This is a genomic window from Streptomyces sp. NPDC054872 (assembly GCF_053610705.1).
This window is the reverse complement of record NZ_JBSGYY010000054.1, coordinates 48,936-60,616: the sequence shown is the minus strand read 5'-3', so window position 1 is coordinate 60,616 and position 11,681 is coordinate 48,936. Positions and strand designations below refer to the sequence as shown.

The window sequence follows — 11,681 nt, the reverse complement described above, 5'->3', positions numbered from 1 at the left end:
GCTATGAGCGAAAGCCAGAACACTTCCTCGCCTTCACCGCCATCGCCGCGACCCTCATATGTCACCGCAGACTGACCAACTGAAATGGCGTCTTAGCTGCCGCGCCTGCTCGTGGACTGAGAATCAACATCTGCTGCGGGTGGCATCTGCGCAGTGGAAGGGGACGGCTGCCAGGACGGGTAGCGGCCGTCAACCCGGATGGTGTTGATGCCGCTGATGTGCCGACCACCGCAGCGGTCCTGGGGAACCACCAGCTGAGGACCCGCCTGATGGAGCGGGGCGTCGTCGAGACTCACCGCGAGCAGGATCGGAGCACACGCGAAGTCGGGGTCGATTTCGGCCCAGGTCAGCAAGGCGCGGTGGCCATCGGTGCCCGACACCGCGATCAGGAAGCGCAGGCGGTCCTTGCGCCGGTCCGGGTCGAAGACGGGACCGGCGTCGGCCAGCACGTCGTGCAGCAGCGGCCCGGTGAAACGGTGGTGCTGCATGCCGCTGGTGGCGCACTCGAAGCTGACTTGCACCCGGCGCTGGGCCCATGCGGACAAATCCGCCACCGTCAACCGCGACGGGCGTGCGAGGTCGCCGGTCAGGGCGAGCTCCGCCACCGGATCGGCGACCGATTCCGTAAGGGTTTGGCTCACTGGCCACCACCTCCCCGATGACGCTACCCAGGCCACCGCTCCGTATAAACGCACATACCAACCGCACCTCCCAGACATCGTGCTCATGCGATGCAACAGGAGACGTACGCCTAGCATCTGCGGCAGTATGATGCCCGCATGCACACCTACCGGATCGGAGAAGCGGCCGCCCTCATGGGCGTCAGCGCCGACACGCTTCGGCGCTGGGTCGACGGCGGCAGGCTGCACGCCGAGCGCGACGAGCTGGGGCATCGGCTCATCCCCGGTCCGGCTTGCTGCCTTCGCCCGGGAGTTGCACCACGCCGAGCGCACGAACAGCGCGTCGTCGGCGCGCAACCGTCTGTCCGGAATCGTCACCGAGGTGATCCTCGGTGACGTGTCGGCGCAGGTCGAGATCCAGGCCGGTCCGTTCCGCGTGGTGTCCATGGTCAGCCGGGAGTCGGTTGAGGAGATGGAGCTGGAACCCGGTGTTCCGGCGATTGCCGTGATCAAGTCGACCAACGTGGTCGTCGAGAGACTGTAGAAGAGTCCGTAGGACCAAAGGGAGTAGACCGTGATGACCCGATCCGCGCGCCGGACCCGCCGTACCAGCCGGACCTTGCAGGTGGCCGGTGCTGGTGCCGCCGCGTTGCTGGCGCTGAGCGCCTGCTCCTCATCCGACGACTCCTCGACCAAGTCGGACTCCTCCGAGTCCTCGACGAAGAAACTCTCCGGGACGGTGACCGTCTTCGCCGCCGCCTCACTCAAGGAGAGCTTCACGACCCTGGGCAAGGACTTCGAGAAGGCCCACCCCGGCACGAAGGTCACCTTCAACTTCGGTGGCAGCGACTCGCTCGCCGCCGGCATCACCGCAGGCGCCCCGGCCGATGTGTTCGCCGCCGCGAGCCCCAAGACGATGAAGATCGTGACGGACGAGAAGGACGCGGCCGGCGCCCCGTCCACCTTCGTCCGTAACCAGTTGGAGATCGCGACCCTGCCGGGCAACCCCGACAAGGTCGCCTCCCTGAAGGACCTCACCAAGTCCGGTCTCAAGGTCGTCCTGTGCGACAAGGCGGTGCCGTGCGGCGCTGCCGCGCAGAAGGCGCTGGACTCCAGCGACTTGAAGCTCACCCCGGTCTCGTACGAGCAGGACGTCAAGAGCGCCCTGACGAAGGTGGAGCTGAAGGAGGCCGACGCCGCGGTCGTCTACAAGACCGATGTGAAGGCGGCGGGTGACAAGGTCCAGGGCGAGGACTTCCCCGAGTCGGACGATGCCATCAACGACTACCCGATCGCCCTGCTCAAGGATGCGCCCAACGCCGCCGCGGCGAAGGAGTTCATCAAGCTCGTCCAGTCCGCCGAGGGCCAGAAGGTCCTCACAGCCGCCGGGTTCCTCAAGCCGTGACTCAGATCGACAAGTCCGGCGCCGCGGCCCGCACCCTCACCGGTGGGCCGCGGCGCAGGCGCGTCCGGGCCGACTCCAAAGGCCGGCGCCCCGGGGTTCCGCTGCCCCTCCTGCTGCCCGCCCTGGTGGGCCTTGCCTTCCTGCTGCTGCCGTTGGTCGCCCTGCTGGTACGGGCCCCATGGAGCACCCTGCCGGAGCAGCTGACCAGCACAGAGGTCTGGCAGGCGCTGCGGCTTTCACTCTTCTGCGCCACCGCCGCGACGGCGGTGAGCCTGGTGATCGGGGTGCCCCTGGCATGGCTGCTGGCCCGCACGGAGTTCCCCGGACGGGGACTCGTTCGCGCCCTGGTGACGCTGCCGCTCGTCCTGCCACCCGTCGTGGGCGGTGTGGCACTGTTGATGGCGCTGGGCCGCAACGGTGTCGTCGGGCAGTGGCTGGACTCGTGGTTCGGGATCACGCTGCCGTTCACCACGACGGGGGTCGTGATCGCGGAGACATTCGTCGCGATGCCCTTCCTCGTGATCAGCGTGGAGGGCACCCTACGGGCCGCCGATCCACGCTTCGAGGAAGCCGCCATGACCCTGGGGGCGTCTCGGTTCACCGCGTTCCGCCGGGTCACGCTTCCCCTGATCGCGCCCGGCGTCGCCGCGGGAGCCGTCCTCGCCTGGGCCCGCGCGCTCGGCGAGTTCGGCGCGACGATCACCTTCGCGGGCAACTTTCCCGGCCGTACGCAGACCATGCCGCTGGCCGTCTACCTCGCCCTGCAGAGCGATCCGGCCGCGGCGATCGCGCTGAGCCTGGTGTTGCTCGCCGTATCGATCGCGGTCCTCGCCGGGCTGCGGGACCGCTGGATGACTGCCTCATGACCCACATCGAAGACTCCGAGGCCTGCCTCACCCCCGACAAAGAGCGCGGCGAGGGCCTCGATGCCCGGCTCGTCGTCGACCGGGGCTCCTTCCGCCTTGATGTGGCGCTGTCCGCGGCACCGGGTGAGGTCGTGGCACTGCTCGGGCCGAACGGAGCCGGCAAGACCACGGCCCTGCGCGCGCTGGCCGGACTCACTCCGCTCTCGAGTGGCGGCCATCTACACCTGGACGGCGCTTCCTTGGACCGTACGCCGCCCGAGTCCCGCCCGGTCGGCGTCGTCTTCCAGGACTATCTGCTCTTCCCGCACCTGTCTGCGCTGGACAACGTGGCGTTCGGGCCGCGCTGCCACGGCGTGTCCAAGTCGGAGGCTCGCGCCCAGGCCGCCGCGTGGCTCGACCGCATGGGTCTGGCCGATCACGCCGGTGCGAAACCCCGCAGACTCTCCGGGGGCCAGTCCCAACGCGTGGCCCTCGCCCGCGCGCTGGCCACCCACCCCCGGCTCCTGCTCCTGGACGAGCCGCTCGCCGCGCTCGATGCCCGTACGCGTCTTGAGGTTCGGGCCCAGCTTCGGCGGCATCTGGCCGGCTTCGAGGCAGTCGCCATACTGGTCACCCACGATCCGCTGGACGCCATGGTGCTCGCCGACCGCTTGGTCGTCATCGAGCACGGCCGCTTGGTCCAGGAGGGGGCGCCCTCCGACATCGCGCGGCACCCGCGTACCGACTACATCGCCCAGTTGGTCGGCCTCAATCTCTACCGGGGCCATGCCGACGGGCACACCGTCCAGCTCGACGCCGGGCCCGCCATCACGAGCACGGAGGAGCTGACCGGCCCGGTGTTCGTCGCGTTCCCGCCGGTGGCCGTGACCCTGTTCCGCGACCGACCCAGCGGGTCCAGTGCACGCAACCTGTGGAAGTGTGAGGTGGCCGGCCTGGAGACGCACGGCGACCAGATCCGCGTGGACCTCACCGGCGAACTGCCCCTTGCCGCTGATCTGACCACCATCGCGGCCGCGGAGCTGGAGCTCCACCCGGGAGCGCCGGTCTGGGCCACGGTCAAGGCGACGCAGACACATGCCTACCCGGCTTGAACGGAGCATCCAGGATTTCCGCTCGGCCGGTCACTACCACTGCCGACGCGGTCCTCCCATCAGGAGTTGGAGGGCGACGGACGGCCCTTGTAGGGGCATGCGTCGTTCGGGTCAGGCCCGCCCCCTTCGCGCCGCCTCATGATCCATCGCCCACCAGACACGGTCGCGGGTCACCGGCATCTCGGTGAAGCGAACCCCGGTGGCGTCGCGCAGCGCGTTGGCGAACGCGGCGGCCACCGGGTTGAAGGGGCTCTCGCTCATCGACTTGGCTCCGAGGGGGCCGATCGCGTCGGTGGTTTCCATGAACGACGACGCCGGCAGCATCTGCGTTCGCACCCAGCCGTCACCCCTGTCGCGCACTCCCACCCCTCGCACTGAGCGCCCTGATCACCACGACCACCCCCCGGTACAGCGGCCGCACGACCCGGCCGGGCAACCGGCGGTGCCGCTCCTCCTTCCACACCCGGGCCCGGGTGTGCGCCGCGAGAGGCGACCACGGGTCGGTGACCCGGGGCACGGTGGCGTGGAACTCGATCCGGCAGAGGTGCTTGATGTTGACGTATCCGTACTGCCACGGGCTGACCAGCCGTACGGGAGCCCCGTGGTCGCCGGTGAGCGGCTCCCCGCCGAGCCGCTCGGCTACGAGCACGTCCTCTCCGAGCGCATCCTCCAGCAGCACCAGCGCCCGCACCCCGTCCGACCCCACGAACACGAGGTGGCTCACCATCGCCCCCGGCCGCAGCCGCGGCTCCACCAGCACCCGGTAGAAGTCCTTGAACGCGACCCCCTCCCACACCAGATCGGTCGCCGACCACCCGGCCACACAGTGGAAGTCGGCCCGGACCTCGTGCCGCGGCAACTTCCCCAACTCCGCCACCGACAGCGTGACGTCCTGCGTCAGAGCGCCGCCCAGCTCGATCACCGGATCGGCCGGTATGGGCGGCGGCGGGTTCTTCAGGTCCTTGCCGAAGCGCGGGAACCCGCCGACGGCACGTTGTCCTGGGGGAAGGCGAAGCGTCATGTCGATCCTCCGTTATGCGCCCAACTCGGCTACGCAACAAGCTACGTCAGTAGGCCTCGCACCTGAGCGGCTGGCGCAAGTCCTCCTACAGTGGCGGCACCAGCGGTGACTGCCGCGAAGTGAACGACTCCGCCTGCCCCGCCCACCTCCCCGTCCGCGACAGCAAGAACCCCACAGGACCGGCCACCCTCTTCCCGGCCGACGCTGGGACGACCTTCGTCGACTCCCCAGTGGGCGTGTGAGTGACGCCCGTTTCGGGCTTTCGGGTGGGTCGAAGTCTGCTGCTCGGGGGTCCGCCGGGTGTTATGGCCGCGGCTGGGTGAACTGTCCCTCCTCGGGCTCGATCTCCAGGCCCGTGGCCTCGCATACCGCCCGCGCGCGGAGCGGGGAGTCGGCCGCGGAGAACACGGCCATGATCTGCTGGTAGGCCGGATGGTCCGGCAGCGTCGGGGCCGACGGAACGGGCGTGGGTGGATCGGGCATCTCCAGCAGCGTCGCGCGATGGTCAGAGCACGGAGGCCCGGCCCCCGAATGGCCAACCTCCAGGTCAGCGTTGCAGCAGGCCGAGGGGGGCCTTCGCCTGAGCGGCGGCCGCGGTCCTATCGGTTCAGGAGAGACTGCAGCAGGGACGCGTACTGGGCGCCCGTGTCGAACGGCCCGTAGCGGGCCGGGATATCCGCGCTGGTATACGGCTCCAACGGCGCGACGATGGTGCTGTACGCGGGGCGGTGTTTGTACTGGATGGAGATGCGGTCGGCGCTCACTGCGCCGACCCGGTGCGTCGCGGCTCGGTAGACGCCGTTGGTGACCCGCTGCAGGTAGTCCCCGAGGAAGACGAACACCGCGTCGGGGAGCAGAGGAACGGAGAGCCAGGTGCCGTCCTCGTCCTGCACCTGCAGACCCGGCTCGTCCTGGAGCACGACGGTGAAGTAGGCATGGTCGATGTGCGGTGACATCGCGTAGTCGACGGTGTTGGCGATGTCGGCGCTGTATGAGGGCCGGTAGGAGTTGAGACCCAGGCGGTGCATGGGCGAGGTGTGGCAGGGGTCGGTGAGCGCACCGCCCAGCGAGAGATCCTTGGCACAGGTCGCGAGGAGTTGGTCCCCCAGCACCACCAGGCTCTCGAAGAGCGCGGAGCAGTGCGCGAACGGGCCGTGGAAGAAGCCGGACGAAGGCTCCACGTCAACGTCCTGGGTGATCCTCCCGATCCGGTACTGCTCGCAGGCCTCACCGCCCGCATGCGAGGTGCTCCGCTCCTGCCCCACCCCTCGGTAACCCAGGAACTGCGAATGGGCACTGGCGGCGTACGTCAGTTTCTCGGGGGCGGGCCGGGCGTAGAAGCGTCGTGTCTCCTCGAACGCGGGCCCCGTCAACGCTTCTGGCACCCCGTGACGGCGGGCGAAGAAGAAACCCAGACGACGGCACGCTTCACCGAGCACGGCAACGCCGTCGTCCGAGCCCAGGTCCACTGTGGGGATGGCTTCTGCCGTGCCGTGTGTCGATTCCACGCCCGTGTCACCTCCGGTGCGGGCCGTGCCGACAGCGCGCCGGCAACCCGATCTGCTTCCCAGGATCCACGCCGGCAGCCCGTCGGGACAACGAGCACAAACAGGCCAGGGGCCGGCCAGGGCCCGCAGCCCGACGCGATGTCGTCATGGGCGTTCCGGCAGGGGTCGGGTAGCCAGCCTCTGGGGGTGTGCCGGCGGTGAGCGAGTCCGACCTGGGGTGGCCGACGACCACCAGTGCGCGTTTGTTCATCGGCGGTCGCCCTCGAGACGGACCAGCATCTTGCCGGTGTTCGCCCCGCGCATCATGCCGAGGAACGCAGCCGGCGCCTGCTCGATGCCTTCGATGACGGTCTCCTGGGTGTGCAGCGAACCGTCGGCGAGCCAGGCGGCTGCCTTTTCGATCCACTCGGGGAAGAGCTCGAAGTAGCTGCTGACGAGCATGCCGCGCAGGGTGACTTCCCTGGCCGCCGCTTGGAAGAGGTTGTTGGGCCCCGGTGCCGGCTCGGTCGCGTCGTACCCACTGAGCGCGCCGACGAGTGCGATGCGGCCGCCGGGACGTATCGCGCCGATCGCGGCCTGGAGGTGGTCGCCACCCACGCTGTCGAGGTAGACGTCGATGCCCTCGGGGGCGGCCTGGGTCAGCTGTTCGGCCAGGGCCCCTTGGCGGTAGTCGACGGCCGCGTCGTAGCCGAAGTGGTCCAGCAGCTTCTTGGTCTTGGCGGGGCCGCCCGCCGAACCGATCACCCGGGAGGCGCCGAGTTTCCTCGCCAGCTGTCCGGCCACACTTCCGACGGCCCCGGCGGCGGCGGACACGAACACGACGTCCCCCTCCTTGACCGGCGCGACCCGGGTGAGCGCGGCGTACGCCGTCAGGCCGGTGGTGCCCAGGGCGCCAAGATAATCCTGCGGGCGGGCCAGGGCCGGGTCGACCACCGTCGCTCCGGCCGCGTCCACCACGGCGTACTCCCGCCAGCCGAGGAAGTGGGAAACGGTCGCCCCGACCGGAATGGACGCGTCACGCGAGGCGACGACCTCGCCCATCGCGCTGCCCTCCATCGCGGCGTCCAGGGCGAAGGGCGGATTGTAGGAGGGGGCATCGTTCATACGGCCCCGCATGTAGGGGTCGACGGACATCCAGGTGTTGCGGACCACGACCTGCCCGTCGGCGGGCTCGGGCACGGAGGTGGTGACAAGGGCGAAGTCGTCGAGGACGGGGGAGCCGACGGGGCGGGAGACGAGGTGGATCTCACGGGAGCGGAGTGTCTCGGTCATGGCTGTGCTGCCTCTTCCAGTTGTTTCGTTCGGGCTGATGTGGCCACTGTGCAGGGCACCGCGCACGGACCGCTGACGGATCACGCACGGCCGCCCAACAGCCCATCAAGGAAACGCATTAGCGTGGGCGGCATGCGATTCGACGTGCTGGGACCGATGACGGTGACGAGCGACAGCGGCGCTGCCGTGGCCGTACCCGAACCCAAGGTGCGTGCCCTGCTGGTCCGTCTGCTGGTGCACCACGGGCGGCCCGTTGCTGTCGACAGCCTGATCGACGCCCTGTGGGGTGAGGGAGGCATGCCCGCCAACCCGGTCAACGCCCTCCAGACCAAGGTCTCCCAGCTCCGCCGGGCCCTGGACAACGCGGAGCCCGGGGCCCGAGCCCTGGTGGTGTACGGGCCCGCAGGCTATGCGTTGCGCGTGCCCGACGCGGCGGTGGACGCAGCCGAGTTCGCCGCGCTCACCACCGCGGCGCGCGCCGCCGACGACGCGCGCGTCAAGGTGGGGCTGTTTGTGGAAGCACTGGATCTGTGGCGCGGGGAGGCTTATGCCGACTTCCAGGACGCGCAGTTCGTGAGGGCGGATGCCGCGAGGCTGGAGGAGCAGAAGCTGACGGTGATCGAGGAACTCGCCGAGCGGCAGTTGGAGTTGGGGGAACATGCTGCGCTGGCCGACGCGCTGGCGAGCCCGATAGCCCAGCACCCGCTGCGGGAGCGGCTGCGTGCCGCCCAGATGCGAGCCCTGTACCGGGCGGGGCGGCCGACGGAAGCGCTCGACGCCTATCGCGACCTCAAGCAGCGCCTGGCCGATGAACTGGGCCTAGACCCGGGCCCCGAGCTGGTCGCGCTCCACCAGTCGGTCCTGGAACAGGACCCCGCGCTGGCAGCCGGACCAGCAGCGCACCAGGCGGCCGTCGGGGTCTCCGGGCAGCCAACTGCCGCACCTGCCCGTACGAACCTGCCTGCGTCCGTCACCAGGCTCATCGGGCGCGAGGAAGAGGTCCGTCGTGTCTGCGCGCTTGCGTCCGAGGCACGGCTGGTCACGCTCACGGGACCCGGCGGCGTGGGCAAGACACGCCTGGCGCTGGATGCCGCGGCACGCCTCGCGGAATCCTTCCCCGACGGTGTGTGGCTGGTCGAACTCGCCGCCGTCGGGAGCGGGAGTTCGCCGGTCGCCGAGAGCGTCGCGGCGGTCCTGGGCGTACGCGACGACGCCCCCTCCGGCGCGGAACCCGGGCAGCCGGTCGGGGCGAGGCCCGGCACGAGAGCCGACCGCATCGCCGCAGCGGTCGGGGAGCGGCGAACGCTGCTGGTACTGGACAACTGCGAGCATCTCCTCGAGCCAGTCGCCGACCTGGTCCACCGGCTCCTCAGCCGTGCGCCCGGCCTGCACGTCATCGCGACCAGCCAGGAACCGCTGGCCATCGCGGGCGAGGTCCTGGACGCGGTCGCGCCGCTGGCCGAGAGCGACGCCGTACGACTGTTCGCCGCCCGTGCGCGGGCGGCGGCTCCCGGCTTCGAGCTGGACGAAGAGAACACCGAAGCCGTCGCCCTCATCTGCCGCCGCCTGGACGGCATCCCTCTGGCGCTCGAGCTGGCCGCCACCCGGGTACGAACGCTGGGCGTGCACTCCCTGGCCGACCGGCTGCACGACCGCTTCCGCCTCCTCAACCAGGTACGCCGCGACGCCCCCGCCCGCCAGCGGACACTACGCACGATGATCGACTGGAGCTGGGAGCTGCTGAGCGCTCCGGAGCAGAGCGTGCTGCGCCGACTGTCCGTCTTCCGGGGTGGTTTCGTCCTCGACGGGGCGGAAGCCGTGTGCGCGATCGGGCAGGTGCCCAGGGATGCGGTGCTTGACCTGGTCGGGCGCCTGGTCGACCGCTCGCTGGTGGTGGCCGATGCGGCGTGCGCCACAGCCGGCGAAACCCGCTACCGGATACTCGAATCCGTCACGGCATATGGCGCCGAACGTCTCGACGCGGCGGACGAGACCGCGCGGGCACGCCTGCTGCACGCGGCCTACGTCGCCGACCTGACCGAGCGGGCCGAGCCGCACCTCTACGGCCCCGACCAGCGCCGGTGGCTGCGCCTGCTCGACGGCGAGACCGCCAATGTGGGCGCGGCCCTGGACACCGCCGTGGACGTGACCGACACGGCACTCGCACTGCGCCTGGTCAACGCCATGTCCTGGTACTGGTTCCTGCGCGGGCGCCTCGGGGAGGCGTGCCGTGCGCTGGATCTGGCGCTGGGATGCCCGGGCGGCCCGGACACCTCCCGGCAGAGCGCCCGCGCCAGACGCGCGGCCTTCGCGCTGCTCACGGGCGAGGGCACGCTGAGCGCGGACAGCTCGTACGACGGGAGCTTCGAGGGGGCGGACACCAGGGCCCGGTGGCTGGTGGACTTTTCCCGGAGTGGTTTCGACGTCGGGGTGCCCCACGAGGATACGCTCGACGGGCTGTTGGTCGAGTTCCGCGCGAGGGGTGACCGTTGGGGTATCGCCGCGGTCCACAATTCCCGCGCGACCCGGGCGGGTTACCGTGGCGACTTGGCCGACCTGCGGCATCACGCACACGAGAGCGCGGCGCTGTTCGACGAACTCGGCGACCGCTGGGGGCAACTGAGAGCGACGGAACACCTGGGCGTGCTCGCCGAGATCACCGGTTCGTACGAGGAGGCGGCCCGCCTGCACCAGGAGGGTGTGCGCAGCGCGCAGGAGCTCGAACTGTGGACCGAGGTCTCCTTCCGCCTGGCACGACTCGGGCGCGTGGCGCTGCTCAACGGTGACGACGCGCGCGCCACCGAGTACCACGAGCAAGCGCGCCGCCTGGCGGTAGAGCAGTCACATCGGCCCGCGGAACAGTTCGCCGAGACGGGCCTGGCCCTCGGCGCCCGCCGCCGCGGAGACTTGGACACCGCCGAGAACCACCTGCGCCCGTGGCTGGAGTGGAACCGCCGTCTCGGTGTCGACTCCGGCGCCGCGTTGATCCTCGCGCAACTCGGCTACGTCGCCGAGCAGCGCGGAGACGCGGCTGGTGCGCTGGCGCTCCACAGGGAGGGTCTGGCGGCGGCCCGCAGGACGGCGGATCCGCGAGCGGTGGCCATGGCCCTGGAGGGGCTGGCGGGGGCGCACGCGATCGAGGGAACGATGATGGTCACGGCAGCCGAACTCCTGGGCACGGCCGAAGCGCTGCGTGCCTCGTTGGACGCCGACCTGCCACCAGCCGAACGCGCCGATGTGGAGCGCGCGGCGGCGCTGGCGAGAGCGGCGCTGGGCGAGGAGGAGTTCGAGACGGCGACCGCCCGGGGACGAACCCTGCCGCCGACAGCGCACGGATGACCGGCGGCTCTGCCGCCGGGCCCAACCCCAACCCGCCGCCGCACAGTCCCTTCCAGCTTCACCCGGTCGGCCACCTCACGGTGTGGGATCTCCCTCACGCATGTCGATGCGGGGCAGACCTCCGCTGGGCGAAGAGAGCATCGACGCAGGTCTTTTCTTTAGCCCCCGTCGGTGTCGTAGGGCGGGGACGGAAGGTTCCAGACGGCGTCCGACCGGCTGACGATCGTGCGAAGTTCGCCGGCGCTTCGGGGTGACAGGGCCTGCATCACGCTGTCGAGGAGAGCTCGGGCATCGAGAGGGCTGCCGCAGCAGTACCAGTGCACATTGCCCCACTCGTAGTCATGCCACAGCTCCCGCTCGGGCTGGTGGACGTACTTCCTCCACAGACCCACAGCTGCGCTGACTTCGCCTGGCTGCAGATAGTTGCGGGTGTGCTCAAGGCGGATGATCTCGGACAGCGCACGCGAAGACAGGCCGTCGATGACTGGCGTTGACGTTGTTGTCCCGTGGCTGCCGGGTGCGCCGGCACGGATCTGCCCTGGCCGTCTACGCGGCATGG

10 protein-coding genes and 2 pseudogenes are annotated in these 11,681 nt (G+C 70.2%); 6 read left to right on the top strand and 6 right to left on the bottom strand.

What is annotated here, in order from left to right:
• Window positions 1-92: 92 nt before the first annotated feature.
• Window positions 93-641 (bottom strand): molybdopterin-dependent oxidoreductase, encoded by a 549-nt coding sequence (locus ACWGIH_RS40075; RefSeq protein ID WP_453450750.1) that lies wholly within the window; start codon window positions 639-641, stop codon window positions 93-95.
• A 138-nt stretch (window positions 642-779) separates the two neighbouring features.
• Here ACWGIH_RS40075 and ACWGIH_RS40070 point away from each other — a divergent pair.
• From ACWGIH_RS40070 to ACWGIH_RS40055, 4 genes and pseudogenes are all read left to right on the top strand, one after another.
• A pseudogene (locus ACWGIH_RS40070) lies at window positions 780-1,164 on the top strand (TOBE domain-containing protein).
• Window positions 1,165-1,197: 33 nt separating this feature from the next.
• On the top strand, window positions 1,198-2,025 hold the full coding sequence (gene modA / locus ACWGIH_RS40065) for a molybdate ABC transporter substrate-binding protein (RefSeq protein WP_453450751.1): 828 nt from the start codon (window positions 1,198-1,200) through the stop codon (window positions 2,023-2,025).
• Window positions 2,022-2,891, top strand: coding sequence for a molybdate ABC transporter permease subunit (modB, locus tag ACWGIH_RS40060; protein WP_453450752.1), 870 nt, complete (start codon window positions 2,022-2,024; stop codon window positions 2,889-2,891). Before modA ends, modB begins: the two co-directional genes overlap by 4 nt.
• Window positions 2,888-3,982 carry an ABC transporter ATP-binding protein gene (locus ACWGIH_RS40055; RefSeq protein WP_453450753.1) on the top strand — a complete coding sequence of 365 codons (1,095 nt, stop codon included), beginning with the start codon at window positions 2,888-2,890 and terminating at the stop codon, window positions 3,980-3,982. Before modB ends, ACWGIH_RS40055 begins: the two co-directional genes overlap by 4 nt.
• A gap of 111 nt (window positions 3,983-4,093) precedes the next feature.
• Here ACWGIH_RS40055 and ACWGIH_RS40050 read toward each other — a convergent pair.
• Both ACWGIH_RS40050 and ACWGIH_RS40045 read right to left on the bottom strand, forming a co-directional pair.
• Window positions 4,094-4,288 (bottom strand): annotated as a pseudogene (locus ACWGIH_RS40050) (hypoxanthine oxidase); the annotation flags it as partial.
• 37 nt (window positions 4,289-4,325) lie between these two features.
• The gene (locus ACWGIH_RS40045; RefSeq protein WP_453450754.1) at window positions 4,326-5,003 is read right to left on the bottom strand and encodes a molybdopterin-dependent oxidoreductase; all 678 of its coding nucleotides are present in this window, start codon (window positions 5,001-5,003) and stop codon (window positions 4,326-4,328) included.
• A gap of 62 nt (window positions 5,004-5,065) precedes the next feature.
• Between ACWGIH_RS40045 and ACWGIH_RS40040 the strand changes: the two genes are divergently transcribed.
• Window positions 5,066-5,245 (top strand): DUF397 domain-containing protein, encoded by a 180-nt coding sequence (locus ACWGIH_RS40040; RefSeq protein ID WP_453450802.1) that lies wholly within the window; start codon window positions 5,066-5,068, stop codon window positions 5,243-5,245.
• Between the two features lie 61 nt (window positions 5,246-5,306).
• Here ACWGIH_RS40040 and ACWGIH_RS40035 read toward each other — a convergent pair whose 3' ends face one another.
• The 3 genes from ACWGIH_RS40035 to ACWGIH_RS40025 all read right to left on the bottom strand — a co-directional run bounded on the left by ACWGIH_RS40035 (window position 5,307) and on the right by ACWGIH_RS40025 (window position 7,783).
• Complete coding sequence (locus ACWGIH_RS40035) at window positions 5,307-5,486, bottom strand: hypothetical protein (protein ID WP_453450755.1); 180 nt, start codon at window positions 5,484-5,486, stop codon at window positions 5,307-5,309.
• Between the two features lie 116 nt (window positions 5,487-5,602).
• The gene (locus ACWGIH_RS40030) at window positions 5,603-6,511 is read right to left on the bottom strand and encodes a 2OG-Fe(II) oxygenase family protein (RefSeq protein WP_453450756.1); all 909 of its coding nucleotides are present in this window, start codon (window positions 6,509-6,511) and stop codon (window positions 5,603-5,605) included.
• A gap of 246 nt (window positions 6,512-6,757) precedes the next feature.
• The gene (locus ACWGIH_RS40025) at window positions 6,758-7,783 is read right to left on the bottom strand and encodes an NADP-dependent oxidoreductase (RefSeq protein WP_453450757.1); all 1,026 of its coding nucleotides are present in this window, start codon (window positions 7,781-7,783) and stop codon (window positions 6,758-6,760) included.
• Window positions 7,784-7,915: 132 nt separating this feature from the next.
• Between ACWGIH_RS40025 and ACWGIH_RS40020 the strand changes: the two genes are divergently transcribed.
• Window positions 7,916-11,122 carry an AfsR/SARP family transcriptional regulator gene (locus tag ACWGIH_RS40020; RefSeq protein WP_453450758.1) on the top strand — a complete coding sequence of 1,069 codons (3,207 nt, stop codon included), beginning with the start codon at window positions 7,916-7,918 and terminating at the stop codon, window positions 11,120-11,122.
• Window positions 11,123-11,681 lie beyond the last annotated feature (559 nt).